Source organism: Mesoterricola sp. MK458 (assembly GCF_055384935.1).
The window spans coordinates 2764371-2781457 of the sequence record NZ_AP045075.1 but is presented as its reverse complement, the minus strand read 5'-3'; the positions used below and the strand labels follow the sequence as shown (position 1 = coordinate 2781457).

Here is a 17087-nt window from a genome sequence, read left to right as displayed (position 1 = left end):
GCCGGGGTTCCGGTTCAGTACATCTGGTACCAGGCGAGGGCGCCGGTGTTCCCGGAGATGGCCACCTTCGCGCGCTCCCAGGGACAGGTGAACACGTAGACGAGCTCATCGGGATAGCCTTGGCCATCGGGCCGCTTCGTTTCCACCTGGGAGAACCCCCGCACGTAGCCGTTGGCGTTCAGGCTGGCGATGGCCGCGTCCAGGCTCAGGGCGACCCAGGTGAACTCCATGGACTTGCATCCCGGAATGGGGGGCGTGGACAGGAAGAAATCCGAGAAGACGCCCTTGGTGCACTTGACGCTCGCGGAGCGGGGCCGGGGCAGGACGGAACCCGCCTCCTCGGGCACCTGGTACAGGGCCTGGTAGAACAGGGTCCAGCGCTGGACGTCGCTGGCCTTGGACATGAGGAAGGCGGGGTTGCCGCCGCTGTCGCCCCGCACCAGGCGAAGGTCCAGCGTCGCGGGGGTATGGGTGCCCTGGAGGCCGTGGGAGGCGTAGCGCTTGGCCGCGGACGCCAGGCTGTTCAGATCGACGGCGCCCTGGGCGGCGAGGGTGCCCGCGGCGCATAGAAGTACCATGGCTGGTTTTGAATTGAACATGACATCTCCCGTGTGGAACGATTAAATGCGGGTTCCATGTCGCTTGGAGGCAAGCGACATGGAACCCTTGCCCATGGGTTGTGGCAATGGATGACTCTAAAAGCGTGTGTAAAAAAGGAAAGATGGGCCAAGGCGGGGGGTGGCGAATGACCCGTGCACAGTGGTGTTGTCGATCGGCACTGATAATTCTAGTCGCCTGTGCCGGCTCTGCAAGACATCTTTTTAGCTGATTCATTTAAAACAAAATAAACATCAATTAAATGTCAAGCCACCGTTTCAAGATCCCTTGGCTTGGAATCCAAAGAGAGCTTCCGGGCACTGTTCACCACCACGCTGATGCTTGAAGCCATCATGGCCGTTGCGGCAAGGATCGGATGGATGTGACCGGTGAGCGCCAGAGGGACGAGCATGGCGTTGTAGACCAGGGCCCACCCGAGGTTCTGGCGAACCCGGCGCATGGCGAGGCGGGCGAGTGCCAGGAACACGGGTATCCGGCGCAGGTCGCGGTGCACCAGCACCAGGCCCGCCGTTTCCAGCGCCACGCCGGCGCCGCTTCCCATGGCGATGCCCAGGTCCGCCTGGGAGAGCGCGACGGCATCGTTCACGCCATCGCCGGCCATGGCGGCGGGTCCGATGTTCTGTTGGATCCACGCAAGTTTCTCACCCTTTTCGATCGGTAGGGCTCCGGCCACCACGCGGTCCGGGGGAATGCCCACCCGCGCGGCCACCGCGAGGCAGGCCTCGGGGCGGTCGCCGCTCACCAGCCAGCAGTCGATCCCCATGCGCCGCAGGGCGGCGACGGCGGCGGGGGCCTCGGGGCGCAGGCTGTCGCCCAGGCCCCACAGGGCCAGGGCCGTGCCGCCACGGGCCACCATCACCAGGGACCCTTCCAGGCCGTCCCCGGACCACCAGGCCTCGGGCGCGGCCACGCCCTGGGCCCGCAGCCAGGAGGGGCGGCCCACCAGGACGGGTTCGCCCCCGAGGGTGCCCGTGACGCCCAGACCGGGGTGGTTGACGCGGTCCTCCACCCGGGGAAGGGCGGGGCCCCCGGCCAGGGCGCGGGTGGCCCCTTCCCGGAAGATGCGCTCGGCCAGCGGGTGGACGGAGATCTCCTCCAGGGCCGCGGCCAGGGCCAGGGCCTCGTCTGCGGGCGCGGCGAGGCGGGCCCCGGTGAAGTCGAGCCGGCCTGTGGTGAGCGTCCCGGTCTTGTCCAGGACCAGCGCCTTGATGCCGCGCGCCTTCTCCAGGACCTCGCCGCCCTTGAGGAGGATGCCCCGCCTCGCGCACTCGGCCACGGCGGCCACCAGCACCATGGGCGTGGCCAGGCCCAGGGCGCAGGGGCAGGCCACCACCAGCACGGCGACGCCGGCCATGAGGGCCTGGACGGCCGTGGCGGCGCGGGCGTAGGCCACGAACCCTGCCAGGAGGGAGAGGGCGATGACCACCGGCATGAACACGGCCGCGATGCGGTCCGCGAGGAGCTGGATGGGGGCGCGGGCCGCCAGGGTGCGCCGCACGCGCTGGACGATCTGTGCGAGCCGGGTGTCGGCGCCCACGGCCACGGCCTCCAGTTCCACGGTGCCCGAGGCCAGCAGGGTCCCGGCGAAGGCCATGCCTCCCGGTCCCAGGGCCTCGGGGAGGGACTCTCCGGTGAGGGACGACGTGTCGGCCCATCCCTCGCCCTCCGCCACCCGCCCGTCCACGGGGATCCGGTTGCCCTGGCGGACCCGCACGCGGTCCCCCTGGGCCACCTGGTCCAGGGCCTTCTCCTGCCAGACACCGTCCACGAGCACCTCGGCGCTGGGCGCCGAGAGCTGCAGGAGGCCGGCCACGGCCCTGCGGGCCTTGCGCCGGGCGCCGCCCTCGATGGCGCGGCCCACCACCAGCAGCGACACCAGCATGGAGGCCGTGTCGAAGTACACGTGGTGGGTGTGGAGCACCAGGGCGGAGTAGAGACTCACCACGAAGGCCAGCAGGGCGCCGAAGCCCACCAGGCTGTCGGTGTTGGGCGAACCGAGCCGGATGCGGCGCCAGCCGGTGACCATGATGGGCCAGCCGCAGTAGAGCAGCACCGGAAGCGCCGCCAGGCCCGTGGTGAGCGTGAAGGCGTCCCGCACGGTGAGGGGGAGGGGATCGGGGTCGTAGATCCGCTCCATGAACACCAGGTCCGCCAGCCAGCGCGCGCCGGTGTCGTGGGCGAAGGCGGCGTACATGACCATGGCGTTCATCATGGCGTTGGCGCCCAGGACGATGGCCAGGACGAGACGCAGGGGGCCGTGGACGCCGGCGTCGTGCGCCTCCTCGGGATCCAGGGGGCTCTGCTCGTGGGCCGGGAAGCCGTGGCGAGCGCAGTGGTCGGCGATGGCCTCCTTGGTGACCCGCCCCGGGGCGTAGAGCACCTGGGCGACCTCGGAGACGGTCTCGACCGTGGCCTTCACCACGCCGGGGCGGGACTGGAGGATGCCCTCCACCAGGGGGGCGCAGGCCGCGCAGGCGATGCCGTCGACCTTGAGCCAGAGCTCCAGGTAGGGCCCCGGGGGCAGTTCAGCGTCCCCGTCGGTTTCGCCCTTGAAGCGCGGCCCCATCCGCCGGGCCTCCTCGGGGCCCAGGATGCCGTACACGGTGGCGCAGCCTGGGCAGCAGAATTCCAGCGTGCCGCCCTCCAGGTGCCGGACCGTCCGGGTCTCGGCGATGGGGGAGAGGCAGAGGTCGCAGTGGGCTTTCACTCGGTCTTGAGGCTCTTGGCCAGGAGCTGCGTGCGGATGAAGGCGTCCAGGTCGCCGTCCAGGACCTTCTGGGTCTGGCTGGTCTCCTCGAGGGTGCGGTGGTCCTTGACCATCTGGTAGGGGGCCAGCACGTAGCTGCGGATCTGGGATCCCCAGGCCACGTCCGACTTCTCGCCGGAGGCCTGGGCCACCTTCTCCTCGAACTTTCGCCGTTCCAGCTCGTAGAGGCGGCCCTTGAGGACCTTCAGGGCGGTGGCGCGGTTCTGGATCTGGCTGCGCTCGTTCTGGCAGCTCACCACAAGGCCCGTGGGCAGGTGGGTGAAGCGAACGGCGCTCTCGGTGCGGTTCACGTGCTGGCCGCCGGCGCCGCTGGCGCGGAACACGTCCACCCGCAGGTCCTTCTCGGGGATCTCGATCTCGATGGTGTCGTCCAGCTCGGGGCTGACGTAGACCGCGGCGAAGCTGGTGTGCCTGCGCTTGGCCGCGTCGAAGGGGGAGATGCGCACCAGACGGTGCACGCCGGCCTCGGCCCGCAGGTAGCCGTAGGCGTAGGGGGCCGACACCAGGACGGTGGCGCCCTTGATGCCGGCCTCGTCCCCGTCCTGGTAGTCGAGCATCTCGGTCTTCCAGCCCTTGGCCTCGCAGTACCGCAGGTACATGCGCAGGAGCATGGCGGCCCAGTCGCAGCTCTCGGTGCCGCCGGCGCCCGGGGCGATGGCCACGATGGCGTTGTTGGCGTCCAGTTCCCCGGAGAGCATCATGCGCAGTTCAGCGTCCTCGATGAGGCGCCGCAGGTCCCCTTCCAGGGACTCGGCCTCCAGGAGCATGTCGGCGTCGTCCCGGGCCAGCTCCAGGGCCGTGTCCAGGTCGTCCAGGCCGCCCCCGAGCCGCTTGGCCAGGGACACCTCGTCCTGGAGGACGCCGCGCTTCTTGAGGATGGGCTTGGCGGCCTCCGGGTTGTCCCAGAAGCCCGGGGCAGCCGTCTGCTCTTCCAACTGCTCGAGTTCGAGGAGTTGGCGGTCGGGGTCCAGGTGCCGGCGCAGCTGCGCCACCCGGGGTTCCAGTTCGTTCTTCGCTCTGACGAGGCTTTCGAAGTCCATCCCCCCATCGTAGCCGTTCCCGGGCCCCTTCCGAAACCTGGGGGGCCAAGTTCCGTGAATCCCAAGGTATCCTCATGGGATGCCGGAGAACCTTTCCATCCTGCCCGAGGACATGGAGCCCACCGCGAGGGGGTTCCTGACCGGGCATGGGGGCACCCCGCTGGCCTGGGCGCGGTGGGACCACCCCGACCCCCGGGGCCGGGTGGTGATCGCCCCGGGATACGGGGAGCACGGGGAGCGGTACCGGCACACCGCCAAGTGGCTGCACCGCACCGGCTGGTCCGTCACCGCCATGGACCACCAGGGCTTCGGCCGCAGCGGCGGGGTCCGGGGCGACGCCCGGGGCATCAAGGCCCCGGTGGAGGACCTGGCCCTGGTTCTTCGCCAGGAGCGGCTGAACGACACCCTGAGCCGGGGATCCCTGCGGCCCGTGTGGCCCCAGGTGCTGCTCGGGCACAGTTTCGGGGGCCTGGTGGGGCTGCTGGTCCTGCTCTGGCACCCGGACGCCCTGGACGGCCTCATCGCCTCCAGCCCCGCGGTCGTGCTGCGGGAGATCCCCCTGCCTATGCGGATCCTGCAGAAGGTCCTGCTGTACACCGCCCCCCACCGGCCCCTGGACATCAAGGGGGACAAGACCCAGGTCTGCTCCGACCCCGTGCTGGTGCAGCGCTACTGGGACGACCCCCTCTGCCACCACCTCATCACCGCGGCCTTCCTGGACGCCATGGAGGAGGGGAGGCGGGAGATCCTGCCCATGGGGGCCGAACTGGACCGCCCCATCCTCCTCCTGGAGGCCGGCCAGGACACCATCGCCGACCCCGACGCGGCCGACGCGCTGTGGAGGGCCGTGCCTCCGGAGCGGCTGGAGCGGCACCGGCTTCCGGGCTTCCTGCACGAGGTCTTCCACGATCTGCGCCGGAGCGATGCGGAACGCATCACGGAGGATTGGCTGGCCAAGGTTTTTCCCGCCAACGCAGGAACCAATGCCCTCCCTGCCGCCATGTTGAATTGAGAAACCAAAGGAATTCCATGAACCTCACCCGAACGCTTCCCACTCTCGCCTGCGGCGTCCTGCTGATGGTCGGGGCGGCGGCCTGCCGCAAACCCAAGGCCAAGCCCGAGGCGGCCGTGGGCCAGACCGCAGCCCAGATCCTGGCCGAGGGCGAAATCTACCTGCAGAACGGCAAATGGGAAGAGGGCCGCAAGGTGCTGCGGGTCATCGAGGAGCGCCTGCCCTCCTCCAAGGAATTCCCCCTGGCCAAGCTCCTGATCGCCGACAGCTTCTTCTTCGGGTCGACCTCCACCTACCCCGAGGCCCTGGTGGAGTACCAGAGCTTCCTGAACTACTTCCCCCGCCATGAGCGCAGGGACTACGCCCTGTACCGCATCGCCCTCTGCCACTACGCGGTCATCGAGAACGCCGAGCGGGACCAGTCCGAGACCCGCAGGGCGCTGGAGGGCTTCCAGACCCTCCTGAAGGAGGCCCCGGGTTCCGCGTACGCCGTGGACGCCAAGTCCAAGATCACCCAGTGCTGGCGCCGCCTGGCGGAATCCGAGCTCATGGTGGGCATCTTCATGGTGAAGAACTACCAGTTCGCCCCCGCCGAGATGCGGCTCAAGTCGCTCATGGAGACCTACCCCGAGTACGTGGACCGGGAGCGGGCCTACTACTACCTGGGTGAGGCCATGCGCCAGCGCCCCGTCAGCACCGAGGTCATCAAGCAGTTCAACAAGGACTGGCTGGCCAAGGTCAAGAAGGAGGATGCCTCCAAGCTCACCAAGGAGGAGCTGAAGGAGTACACCAAGGCCTTCACGGACCTGGTGAAGGACGAACTGGCCAAGTACAAGGATGAGGCCAAGGGCTTCTACCAGAAGCTTGTTGAGAGCTACCCCGGCAGCGAATGGGCCGGACGCGCCAATGACCGGCTGCTGGAAATGGGCCAGACCGGCCGAAAGGAAGAACTGGACAGCTAGGGGACCTGGAGTCCCGCCAGCAGGTCCCCCAGTTCCCTGCGATCCAGGGGCTTCTGCAGGAAGCCCGCGATGCCCTGCGCCCGCAGGTGGGCGGGGGTGCCGGCCCGGGGCAGGCCGCTGACCAGGATGATGGGCACGCCCGGATCGATGGCGCGCAGTTCCGCGGCCAGGCCTTCCCCGGAGGACCCGGGCAGGACCATGTCCAGGATCACGGCCTTCAGGCCCGCGTGGTGGTCCGTGAAGTGGCGCAGGGCGGAATCGGCGTCGGCCACCGGGTGGACTTCGTAGCCCAGGGATTCCAGGGACAGGGCGGTGGCGGTGCGCACCAGGTCCTCGTCCTCCACCACCAGGATCCGGCCGGTGCCGACGGGAAGGGGCCCCGGGGCGGCGGCCTGGGCCTCCCGCACCCCGGCCTGGGCCAGGGGCAGGTAGAGGTGGAAGACGGTGCCTTTCCCCTCCCGGGATTCCACCGTGACCGCGCCCTTGTGGGAAGCCATCGTCCCGAAGACCGCCGCCAGGCCCAGACCGGTGCCCTTGCTGGCCTCCTTCGTGGTGAAGAAGGGATCGAAGATGTGGCTCAGGTTGGCCTCCGGGATGCCGCAGCCCTGGTCCGCCACCGTCACATGGAGGTGCTCCCCCGGCTCGAGCAGGAAGCTCCCCTGCGCGCAGGCGGGTCCTTCGATGGGCACCGTCTCGGTGGTGAAGGTCAGCAGGCCGCCCTCGGGCATGGCGTCCCGGGCGTTGACGGCCAGGTTGAGGAGGGCGCTCTGGATCTGGGTGGGGTCCCCCACCACCGTGGCGTCCGGGGCGAGGAACCGCTGCTCGATGCGGATCCGGCGGTCGATGGTGCGTTCCAGAAGGGTCACGGCCTCGTTGATGATGAGGTGAACATCCGTGGGGGTGGAGAGGATCTTGCCTTTGCGGGCGAAGGCCAGCAGCTGCCGGGTGAGCTGCCCCGCCCGGTCCGCCGCGGCCACGATGGTGCCCGCCAGCCGCGCCGGGCGTTCCCCGGGGGCTTCCTCCTGCAGGAGCTCCGCCGCCGAGCGGATGGCGGAGAGCATGTTGTTGAAGTCGTGGGCCACGCCCCCCGCCAGTTGCCCGAGGGCGTCCAGCTTCTGGGCCTGATGGAGCTTCATCTCCATTTCCCGGATGGCGGTCAGGTCCCGGACGATGACCATCAGCAGGTCGTCCTCCCGGTGACGGAACCCGGTGACGGTGATTTCGGTGTCGAACAGGGATCCGTCCGGACGCCGGCACTGCCATTTGGTGCGCTGCACCTGACCGGCCCGGGCGGCGGCGGCCAGGCGTTCGCCGTGGTCGCGGGAGTGGCTGCCGTCGGGCTGGCGGGTGGGGGCCAGGACCCAGGGCGGGTCCGCGGCCTGGAAGATCTGCAGGTACCGCGGATTGGAATCGATGACCTGGCCGCCGCGGAGGACCGCCACGGCCGCGGGCACGGCCTCGAACAGGGTGCGGAAGTAGGCTTCGCTGTTCCTCAGGTCCTCCTGGGCCTGCTCGGCCTGGGTGACGTCGTAGACGATGCCGACCATGCGCACGGCCTTGCCCGTGCCGTCCCGGAGGTTGCGGGCCGCGACGCGGACGTGGTGCAGGGACTGGTCCGGCCACCGGATCCGGAACTGGTTCAAATGGAGGCCTTCGGACGCCAGGGCCGTCTGGAAGTCCTGGACGATCCGGTCCCGGTCCCGGGCATCCACATGGTTCATCCAGGCGGCCCCGGGGGAGGGGAGGTCCTCCCTGCGCAGGCCCATGAGGCGGTACATGCCGTCGTCCCAGTGGAGCTGGCGCTGGGGCAGGTCCCAGTCGAAGATCCCGATGCCCGCGCCCTGGGCGGCGATGGCGAGCCGCTCCTGGAGCAGGATGGCGGAGCTGGCGGCCCTGCGGTCCCGCGCCAGCAGGATCAGGATGCCCACGCAGCCGGCCGCCAGGAGGGTGGCCACCACGGCGTTGATCTGCAGGTCCCGCCGCCACTGGGCCAGGGCGCGGGCCTTCGAATACCCCGCCACGGTGTAGAGCGTGGTGCCCGGCACCTGCCAGCCGGCCCAGATGTGGGGCTTGGTCTCGCCCATGGCGATCCCCTGGAACACGATGGGCCCCTTCCAGATGGAATCCAGCCGCCCCTCCGGGATGCGGGTGCCGATGGGCCCCGCCGGTGAGCGCGCGATGAGCTGGTGGTCCATGGCGTGCAGGGACAGCACCCACTGCGCCTGGTCCACCGCCACCATCACCGAGCCCAGGGTCTGGGTGTCCAGCGTGGCCACGATGATGCCCGCGAAGCGCCCCTGGGAATCCGTGACGCGCCGGGAGGGATAGACGCCCCAGCGCTTGGAGACCCGGCCCAGGAACGGATCGGACACCCTCGGCTCGTCCGCGATGGCGTCACGCTGTTCCTGGAAAAAGGGCCGGTCCGAGATGTTCACGGCCGGCAGGGGGTCGACGGTGGAGTCGTGGTACCAGCCGTCGCGGTCGATCACATGCAGCATGAGGACCTGCGGGATCTTGGCGGCCTGCTGGCGGAGGAAGGCCCGCATGGCCGCGGTCTTCCGCGGCCCGGCGGCGCCCCGGGCCAGTTCGTCCCCGTCCACGTGCTCCCGCACGTCCTGGAGGATGAGGTCCACCTCCTTGAGGATCTCCTGGACCCGGTGCGCCGTGGCCTGGGCCCGGTTGGCGGCGCGGGTGGAAATGAATTCAAGGGCCCTCTGCCGGCCCTGCACGAGCATCCAGGTCTGGAATCCCAGGGCCAGAAACAGGGTGATCACGACCGTGACGGTCAGGCTATCGAGCCAGGCTGGACGGTGGATCTTCACGGTGGCCCCACGACACCCAACGGGGCAGGTTTTCCCCAGGTACCATTCATTATTCGGGAACCGACCTGAAAGTCTTGAATTAATTCCCTATTTCATCCCGAAGAAGGACAGCAGCCCCTGGGCCACCTCTTCCAGCATCGCCGGCGTCATCTCGGGGTAGACCGGCAGGCTGAGGACCTCCTGGCTGGCCAGCTCGGATTCCGCCAGGCGGCCCTTCTTGTAGCCAAGGTACTCGAAGCAAGGCTGCTCGTGCAGGCAGATGGGGTAGTATACGGCGCACCCGATGCCCAGGCCGCGCAGGTGGGCCATGAGGGCGTCCCGGCGTCCGCCCTTGACGCGAACTGTGAATTGATTATAGATATGCCGGCCGTTCGGCACCTTCTCCCGGGGCAGCACCATGAGGTCGCGGGTGATGGCCGCGAGGCGTTCGATGTACCACGCGGCGTGCCGGCGCCGGCCCTCGTGCCAGCCCTCGAGCATGGGGAGCTTGGCCCGGAGCACCAGGCCCTGGAACTCGTCGATTCGGCCGTTCATGCCGATCTCGTGGTGAACGTAGACGGGCTCCATGCCGTGGACGCGCAGGCGGCGGACCTTGGCGGCCAGGGCCTCGTCGTCCCGGATGAGGGTCATGCCCGCGTCGCCGAAGGCGCCCAGGTTCTTGGTGGGGTAGAAGCTGCACCCGGTCATCTGGCCGAACTGGCCCGCGGAAAGGCCCCAGCCCTTGGCGCCCAGGGACTGGCAGGCGTCCTCGAGCACCGGAATGCCGTGCTTGTCCGCCACGGCCATGATGGCCGGCATCTCGGCCAGCTGGCCGAAGAGGTGCACCGGGATGATGGCCTTGGTGCGGGGGGTGATGGCGGCTTCCACCAGGGCGCCCGTGACGTTGAAGGTTTCGGGGTCCAGGTCGATGAACACCGGAGTGGCCCCCAGGCGGGACACGACGCCCGCGGTGGCGAAGAAGGTGAAGGAGGGGAGGATCACCTCGTCCCCGTGCTTGATGTCCAGGGCCATGAGGGCCACCAGGAGGGCGTCGGTGCCGCTGGACATGCCAACGGCGTACCGGGCTCCCGAATATTCGGCCAGCTCGGCTTCCAGGCCCTTGACGTTCTCGCCCAGGACGAAGCTTGACCGGTCGATGATGGCGGAGAGCCCTTGGAGGATCTTCTCCTTGACCGAAGCGTTCTGGGGCGCGAGTTCGAGCATGGGGACGGACATGAAGACTCCTGTGGGTTCCTAGAGTATGCCAGTGCCCGGGTCCGCCCGCACCCCATTGGGGCCCGGGTCAGCCTTTCCGGCCCGCCTTGCGGGCGAGCATGGCGGCCAGGGAGGCCCCCTCGGGCACCCGGAAGAGCAGCAGGAGACCCCCATAGAAGACTGCGCACAGGGCGATGAGGGGGAACAACCGGGCGCTGGTGCCGTAGAGCCCGTGGAAGGCCCACAGACCCAGGAGCCGCTCGCCCTGCCAGGCCAGGAGCCCCATGAGGGCCGCCGCCGTCCCCATGGAAAGCCAGCCGCCCACCACTTCCCGCACCGGGAGTCCCGGCATGCGCCGGCCCAGGCCGGCGACCATGAAGCCCAGCCCCACGATGCTGGCCAGGCCGTTGGCCAGGGCGATGCCCCCGGTGCCCAGGGGCTTCATGAGGACGTACGAGAGCACCACGTTCACCCCCATTCCCAGGAGGGCGGCGTAGGCGGGGCGCCGGTAGTCCTTCAGGGCGTAAAGGCACTGGGCGGTCACCCGGCCCGTGGCCACGAACAGGATGCCCACGGCCTGGAAGGCCAGGGTGGTGGCGGTCCATTCCACGTCGCGGGCGGAGTAGCGGCCCGTCTGGAAGATGAGGGCGATGATGGGCCGGGCCAGGACCGCCATCCCCACCGCCCCGGGGATGGCCAGCACCGCCGTGCCCCGCAGAGCGGAGGCCAGGCTCCGGCGCAGGCCCGGAAGGTCGCCGGCATCCACCAGGCGGCTCATGGCCGGCAGGCTCACCGTGGCCACGCTGGCGGCGAAGACCCCCAGCACCATCTCGCTCATCATATTGGAGTTGAAGAGCACCGCCTGGGCGCCCACCGCCAGCTGGGAGGCCAGGGTGGTGGAGATGACGACGTTGATGGGGTGGATCCCCGTCCCCAGGATCCCCGGCGCCATGCGCCTCAGGGCGGTGCGCACCCCGGGGTCCTTGAGGTGGAGGCCCCAGCGGATCCCGTAGCCCAGGCCCCGGAAGGCCGGCCAGAGGATGAAGAGCTGCACCAGGCCCCCCGCCAGCACCGCCACCGCCATGACCAGGGCGGCCCGCTCCGGGGACCGCCAGGCCCGGGGTCCCCAGGTGAGGCAGGCCAGGGTGATGCCCATGAAGGCGGCGTTCCAGAACGTGGACACCGACGCCGGCAGCCCGAAGCGCCCCTTGAGGTTCAGGACCGCGGAGAGGCCCGCGGTGACGCTCACCATCACAAGGTAGGGGAACATGATGCGGGCCAGGGTGGTGGTGAGCACGTATTCCGGGGGCCCCGACCGAAGGCCCAGGAGGATGTCGAACAGCAATCCGGCCTGGTGCCCCCAGCCGGCGCCGGGGTCCAGCCGCCCAATCACCTGGAGGCCGGCCAGGAGCCCCATGGCGGGGATGCCCAGGGCGCACAGGCCGGTCAGGAGCAGGGCCAGGGTTCCCAGGAACCGCGCCACCAGCTCCTTGGCGGCTGCCTCCCCCCGCACCGTCTCCACCTCCCCCACGGTGGGCAGGAAGGCCGACGTCATGGTCCCCTCCGCCGTGAACCTGCGCAGGAGGTTGGGGATGCGGAAGGCCACCAGGAAGGCGTCGGCCGCGGGGCCCGCCCCCAGGTAGTACGCCACCACCCGGCTCTGGAGCATTCCGGTGATGCGCGAGAGCAGCGTGAGCGCGCCCACGACTCCGGCGGACCGGAGCATGGAAGCTTCCTGTTTCCCAGTTTTGGTGTGGGGCGCGGTGATGGCGGGCTCCTCAGCCTGAAGGCGTGGATGGACCACTTTAGCAAGACGCCGGGACCTCGCGGGGGTGTTGATGTTTTGAAATCTATAAAAAATTTATTGCCTACCGATTTCGTGACCCTACGTTTTGGGTAATCGCTGGATCGGACGGGTCGATTGAATGAATTCAAAATGAATAACCCCAGCCTCGACCCGGAAGGCCCCCCCGCGTTCCCGGGGCCCCTGGACGGTCCCGTGGTGACGGCCCTGTTGGAGGCCATGGGCTGCTACGCCTTCATCCTGGACCGGGAACTGCGCCTCCTGACCTTCAGCCCCGGCGCCCCCGGGGCGCTGGGCCTGGTCCAGGGCCCCGGCGGGCCCGACATCCTGCCCCTCCTGGCCCGCACCCGCGCGGCCTCCCGGGGTTTCCGCGCCTGCGGAGAGCCGCTTCCCCTGGGGGCCGGCGGCATGCACCTGTGGGTGTTCAGGGACTGCCGGGGTGAGGAGCGCCGGGAGGAACTGGAGATGATCTTCCTCCACGACCTCCTGGCGGCCCCGTCCCCCGGGAGCGGGGAGGACCTCCCCAAGCGGTGGGAGCGGGCCCTGGCCATCTACCGGGAGGTGGTCGTGCCGGGCCTCGCCCAGGCGGGATGCCGGGAGGTTCCCGGGGCCCGCGCCCTGGAACAGGAGCCTCTTCCGGCCGGGGGGGAGCCCGACCTGGGGGTCCCGCCTCCGTGCGCGGCCACGGTGCTGGTGGTGGACGACTCCCCCATGGTGCGCCGGTTGCTGGCCGTGGTCCTGGGCCGGGACTTCCGGGTGGTGGCCGCGGCCGACGGCGAAGCCGCCCTCGCCCGGGCCCTGGAGGCGCGGCCCGACCTGATCCTCCTGGACGCCGTCATGCCCGGGCGGGACGGATTCTCGGTGTGCCGGCACCTCAAGGGCGACGCCCGCACCGCCGAGATCCCGGTGCTCTTCCTCACCGCCCTGCAGGGGGAGGTGGACGAGATCCGGGCCCTGGAGGCCGGAGCCATCGATTTCATCCAGAAGCCCATCAACCCCGCCACGGTGCTGGCCCGGGTGCGCAACCACATCGAGCTCAAGCGGTCCAAGGACCGCCTCGTGGAACTGGCGGTGCAGGATGGCCTCACGGCCCTGGCCAACCGGCGCCATTTCGACCAGGCGCTGGCCCGGGAGTGGCAGCGCAGCCGGCGGGAGGGGAGCCCCCTCGCCCTGATCCTGGGGGACGTGGACTGCTTCAAGACCTTCAACGACACGTACGGCCACGTGGCGGGGGATGCCTGCCTGAGGGCCGTGGCCAAGGCGTTCGCGGGGGCCCTGCGCCGGCCCGGGGATCTGGCGGCGCGTTTTGGCGGCGAGGAGTTCGTGTGCCTCCTGCCGGACACGGACGAGGGCGGCGCGCGGGCCGTGGCCGACCAGATCACCGCGGCCCTGGCGGACCTGGGCCTGCCCCATGCCCGGTCGGATGTGGCCTCCCACGTGACGGCGAGCCTGGGGGTGGCCGCCGTGAACCCCGCCCTGGACGAAGGGCCCGAAAGCCTGCTGGATGAGGCCGACCGGCGCATGTACGAGGCCAAGCGCAGGGCCAAGGCCCGCTCACTTAGGGCATAATTGCCCAATGAAGAAACGACCCGTTTGGAGGCGCCTCCTGCGCTGGCTGGGCTTGGGGCTCCTGGGCTGCGTCGCCGCCAGCCTTGTGGCGGTCCTGGTATTCCGCTTCGTGCCGGTGCCCGCATCCGCCCTCATGATCCAGCGCCGGGTCCAGTCCCTGGGCCGGGACAAGCCCTACCACCCGCGCCACGCCTGGGTGCCCCTGGAGGACATCGCCCCGGCCATGGGCGTGGCCGTCATCGCCGCCGAGGACCAGAATTTCCCCGACCACTTCGGCTTCGACTGGAAGGCCATCGAGAAGGCCGTGGCCCACAACGAGCACAGCCGGAGAAAGCGCGGCGCCTCCACCGTGAGCCAGCAGACCGCCAAGAACCTCTTCCTGTGGGAGAGCCGTTCCTGGGTTCGCAAGGGCTTCGAGGTGTACTTCACCCTCCTGCTGGAGGCCGGCTGGTCCAAGCGAAGGATCCTGGAGGTCTACCTCAACATCGTGGAGTTCGGCGACGGCATCTACGGGGTGGAGGCCGCGGCCCAGAAGTTCTTCGGCAAGCACGCGAAATCGCTGTCCTCCTCGGAGGCCGCGCTGCTGGCGGCGGTGCTGCCCTCCCCGTTGCGGTACCGCGCCGACGCGCCCAGCGCCTACGTGCGGGGCCGCCAGGAGTGGATCCTGAACCAGATGCGGATGCTGGGCGGAACCCAGGTGGTGAAGGCGCTGGGGTGATCCCCGTCAGCGCGTGAAGAGCCCCGGCACGTAATCCCCGTCGCGCATGAGGGGGAACGCCGTGCCGCCCTCCAGGGCCAGGGTCATCTCCGCCACGGCCACCTGGGGCTGCGTCTCGGGAACGTAGACGCGGTCGATGTGCACCACGGCCTCGGGCCCGCTGAAGGCGGCGGGCCCCACCTGGCCTCCGAAGTGCTCGCTGCGGCCGAAGGCGATGTGCAGGCCGAGCTTCTCGTCCAGCAGCACCGTGCCCACGGGCTTGACGCCGAAGGCGGCCAGCACCCCCAGGCCCAGTTCGGCCAGGTTGCCGTAAGCCGGTTCCGCCTTGAGCAGGGCCGCCTCCCGGGCGGCCTCCGGGCCCCCCGGGGCCACTTCCACCGCCACGTTGCCCCGGATGCGGTAGCACACCACCTCGGGGCCGAACTGCACGGGCAGGGTGCCTTCGCTGAGGCTGGGGTCGCCGTCCCGCTCCCCTTCGTAGGGCACGATGTAGGCTTCTCCCGAGGGCAGGTTGCCGGCGGTGCCGGTCCGCGGCAGGATGCCGCCGCTGGCGTGGGCGGTGCGGTGGCGCAGGTCCAGGTGGAGCCGGGCTTCGCCGCCGGGATGCCGGAAGCGCAGGTCGGCCCCGGTGGCCTCGTCGAGCAGACCCTTCAGGAGTTCCACCCTGCGGTTCACCTCCTGGTAGTCCAGGCGGAGGCTGGGCACCATGGCCGCGGTGAACCCGGGCATGGTGGCGGCCCGGATGGGGAATTGGCGCGCGGCGACCTTCAGGGGGGCGGTGGCCGAGAAGGTGGTGAGGGCGATGAGGATGGAATGGGCCGCGTAGATGTCCGGGAAGGGCACCGCCGCCGCCGGATCCAGGTCGCCGGCCCCCTCGGGCAGGGTTCCGCCCGCGTGGATCCAGGCGTGCCCGGGCAGGTCGCCGTTGTTGGTGTGAACATTGGGGTAATGGACGAGGTTCACGGGAAACCCCAGGTCCCCCGCGCGGGCGGCCAGGGCTTCGACCCACCCCGCCGCCAGGGCCCGCCGCTCCCGCCATTCCGGGGTGTCCGGCACCTGGCCGTCGGGCAGGTCCACCAGCACCGCCAGCCCCCGGTCCCCGGGGCCGGGCGAGAACACCCGCCGCACCAGCGCCACCAGTTCGTCCGTCGTCATCGCCTGGGTCACGGTTGCCTCCCCTGGGGTTCCATGCCCCGGATCCTGGAGCCGCCTGTCGGATTTGAACCGACGACCTTTCGCTTACAAGGCGAGTGCTCTACCCCTGAGCTAAGGCGGCTGGTGCGGGTTTGCGAGGAATCGCTTCCCCCGTTGTGGCGTTTCAGTGACGGGTCCCTAGTCCATAAACCAGGGAACCCCCCTTTTCTGGGGAGTTTCCATGGTATCGCAGCATCCCGGTCTCAAGAAGGTCGGAGACGTATGGCATTACGAACTCCGAATCAACGGGCATCGCCTTCACGGTTCTACCAAAGCGAGAGACCTCGCCACAGCGAAACGTGTATTGGAGGAGAGGCGTAAGGATGCGCTCCTGAACCAGTGTGGGGCTCCTAAGGCCCCAACCTTTGCGGTGCTCCTTGCCAAGTGGCTGAAGACACATCGGGGCGTTCATAGCAAGAGGCATTGGGATGACGTGGAGTGCGTCTCTCGCAACTGGCTTGTGCCATTGGTGGGCAGTAAAAGGGTCGACCATATCAAGAACGAGGATGTTGCCGCCATCCGTTCCAAGATGCTTGACGCTGGCAAGGCCCCGGTCACCGTCAACGATGCCCTAAAGATTCTCAAGCTGCTTTGCAGATTCGCAATCAAGCTCGGGATCCTAAGGGACCTCCCATTCCGCGTTGAGTTTATTCGGGTGCAGAAGAAGCCCCGTCCGACCGTTTCGGCCCAGCAGGTGAAGGGATTCCTTGCCGCGACTGATTCCATAGCCCGCAACCCCCATGTAGGGGTGATTCTCAAAGTGATGGTGGGGCTTGGGCTTAGGCAAGCGGAGGCTCTTGGAATGCGTTGGGAATGGTTTGATCCCTCCAATCGAACGTATGTTGTTGGCAAAGCCAAAGGCAAGGAGGCCCGGGTTCTTCCCGTTCCCGAATGGTTATGGACATCGATCCATGCCATGCCGAAAACGCATAGCGAATGGGTATTCCCGGCAGATGATGGCAAACCACATCGATCTCAATTCTGCCGAAAGGCTCTCCAACGCATGTGCAAGGAATTGGCGTTGGGAAAGATCACCCAGCATCGACTCCGAGCCAGCTATGCGTCCCTTCATGCCGAGGCGGGGACGCCCATAACGGAGATCCAAGGGATGCTCGGACACAAGAGTGTGACTACAACCATGATCTACGTTGAAACCAGCTTGGACTCGAAGCGAAGGGCGCAGGACGCGCTATCGCAGAAGCTCGGATTGGGATAATGCCAGATTCGAAGAACCCCCCTCTCCTCGTAGTCGCGCTCCGATGGAGTGAAGAAGGAAGAAATTTTGCTACACGCATGCATTTATCTAAGCATCTACTAACGCACCAACACACTAATTGTTGCAATGCTACATGCTTGCTGTTGTGGATGGATGCTCTTACCCTCCGAA

The 17087-nt window shown here is 68.7% G+C and carries 12 protein-coding genes and 1 tRNA gene; 5 read left to right on the top strand and 8 right to left on the bottom strand.

The annotated features are described in order from the left end of the window. Positions 1-14: 14 nt before the first annotated feature. The 3 genes from ACZ5LB_RS12130 to prfB all read right to left on the bottom strand — a co-directional run bounded on the left by ACZ5LB_RS12130 (position 15) and on the right by prfB (position 4425). Positions 15-578 (bottom strand): hypothetical protein, encoded by a 564-nt coding sequence (locus ACZ5LB_RS12130; protein WP_464602483.1) that lies wholly within the window; start codon positions 576-578, stop codon positions 15-17. A gap of 284 nt (positions 579-862) precedes the next feature. Then, a complete protein-coding gene (locus tag ACZ5LB_RS12125; protein ID WP_464602482.1) occupies positions 863-3325 on the bottom strand; it encodes a heavy metal translocating P-type ATPase in 2463 nt (820 codons plus the stop codon). After that, positions 3322-4425 (bottom strand): peptide chain release factor 2, encoded by a 1104-nt coding sequence (prfB, locus tag ACZ5LB_RS12120; protein ID WP_464602481.1) that lies wholly within the window; start codon positions 4423-4425, stop codon positions 3322-3324. The genes ACZ5LB_RS12125 and prfB overlap by 4 nt, the downstream gene beginning before the upstream one ends. 79 nt (positions 4426-4504) lie before the next feature. Between prfB and ACZ5LB_RS12115 the strand changes: the two genes are divergently transcribed. Beyond that, entirely contained in the window at positions 4505-5437 is a 933-nt protein-coding gene (locus ACZ5LB_RS12115) for an alpha/beta fold hydrolase (RefSeq protein WP_464602480.1), read from the top strand. A gap of 17 nt (positions 5438-5454) precedes the next feature. Beyond that, positions 5455-6399 (top strand): outer membrane protein assembly factor BamD, encoded by a 945-nt coding sequence (locus ACZ5LB_RS12110; RefSeq protein WP_464602479.1) that lies wholly within the window; start codon positions 5455-5457, stop codon positions 6397-6399. Here the strand turns inward: ACZ5LB_RS12110 and ACZ5LB_RS12105 are convergent. The 3 genes from ACZ5LB_RS12105 to murJ all read right to left on the bottom strand — a co-directional run bounded on the left by ACZ5LB_RS12105 (position 6396) and on the right by murJ (position 12141). Further along, positions 6396-9221 (bottom strand): ATP-binding protein, encoded by a 2826-nt coding sequence (locus tag ACZ5LB_RS12105; protein ID WP_464602478.1) that lies wholly within the window; start codon positions 9219-9221, stop codon positions 6396-6398. The genes ACZ5LB_RS12110 and ACZ5LB_RS12105 overlap by 4 nt on opposite strands. Positions 9222-9308: 87 nt before the next feature. Continuing rightward, the gene (locus tag ACZ5LB_RS12100; protein ID WP_464602477.1) at positions 9309-10436 is read right to left on the bottom strand and encodes a DegT/DnrJ/EryC1/StrS family aminotransferase; all 1128 of its coding nucleotides are present in this window, start codon (positions 10434-10436) and stop codon (positions 9309-9311) included. A 67-nt stretch (positions 10437-10503) separates the two neighbouring features. After that, positions 10504-12141, bottom strand: coding sequence for a murein biosynthesis integral membrane protein MurJ (gene murJ, locus ACZ5LB_RS12095; RefSeq protein ID WP_464602476.1), 1638 nt, complete (start codon positions 12139-12141; stop codon positions 10504-10506). Between the two features lie 210 nt (positions 12142-12351). Between murJ and ACZ5LB_RS12090 the strand changes: the two genes are divergently transcribed. Both ACZ5LB_RS12090 and mtgA read left to right on the top strand, forming a co-directional pair. Next, positions 12352-13788, top strand: a complete 1437-nt coding sequence (locus ACZ5LB_RS12090) for a diguanylate cyclase domain-containing protein (protein ID WP_464602475.1) — start codon at positions 12352-12354, stop codon at positions 13786-13788. A gap of 7 nt (positions 13789-13795) precedes the next feature. After that, positions 13796-14506: a monofunctional biosynthetic peptidoglycan transglycosylase gene (gene mtgA / locus ACZ5LB_RS12085; RefSeq protein WP_464602474.1), complete on the top strand. Its 711-nt coding sequence runs from the start codon at positions 13796-13798 to the stop codon at positions 14504-14506. A 6-nt stretch (positions 14507-14512) separates the two neighbouring features. On the opposite strand, the gene ACZ5LB_RS12080 is transcribed toward mtgA, so the two are convergent. Beyond that, entirely contained in the window at positions 14513-15673 is a 1161-nt protein-coding gene (locus ACZ5LB_RS12080; RefSeq protein WP_464602473.1) for a M29 family metallopeptidase, read from the bottom strand. A gap of 34 nt (positions 15674-15707) precedes the next feature. Beyond that, positions 15708-15782 (bottom strand) — tRNA-Thr (locus ACZ5LB_RS12075). A gap of 99 nt (positions 15783-15881) precedes the next feature. Between ACZ5LB_RS12075 and ACZ5LB_RS12070 the strand changes: the two genes are divergently transcribed. After that, positions 15882-16916, top strand: a complete 1035-nt coding sequence (locus ACZ5LB_RS12070; protein WP_464602472.1) for a tyrosine-type recombinase/integrase — start codon at positions 15882-15884, stop codon at positions 16914-16916. The last annotated feature ends 171 nt before the right edge of the window (positions 16917-17087 follow it).

Bases quoted from the DNA above. Each gene is read 5' to 3' on its own strand.
- ACZ5LB_RS12070 (WP_464602472.1), top strand. From the start codon at position 15,882: ATGGTATCGCAGCATCCCGGTCTCAAGAAGGTCGGAGACGTATGGCAT.
- ACZ5LB_RS12130 (WP_464602483.1), bottom strand. From the start codon at position 578: ATGGTACTTCTATGCGCCGCGGGCACCCTCGCCGCCCAGGGCGCCGTC.
- murJ (WP_464602476.1), bottom strand. From the start codon at position 12,141: ATGCTCCGGTCCGCCGGAGTCGTGGGCGCGCTCACGCTGCTCTCGCGC.
- ACZ5LB_RS12110 (WP_464602479.1), top strand. From the start codon at position 5,455: ATGAACCTCACCCGAACGCTTCCCACTCTCGCCTGCGGCGTCCTGCTG.
- ACZ5LB_RS12100 (WP_464602477.1), bottom strand. From the start codon at position 10,436: ATGTCCGTCCCCATGCTCGAACTCGCGCCCCAGAACGCTTCGGTCAAG.
- ACZ5LB_RS12090 (WP_464602475.1), top strand. From the start codon at position 12,352: ATGAATAACCCCAGCCTCGACCCGGAAGGCCCCCCCGCGTTCCCGGGG.
- prfB (WP_464602481.1), bottom strand. From the start codon at position 4,425: ATGGACTTCGAAAGCCTCGTCAGAGCGAAGAACGAACTGGAACCCCGG.
- ACZ5LB_RS12115 (WP_464602480.1), top strand. From the start codon at position 4,505: ATGCCGGAGAACCTTTCCATCCTGCCCGAGGACATGGAGCCCACCGCG.
- mtgA (WP_464602474.1), top strand. From the start codon at position 13,796: ATGAAGAAACGACCCGTTTGGAGGCGCCTCCTGCGCTGGCTGGGCTTG.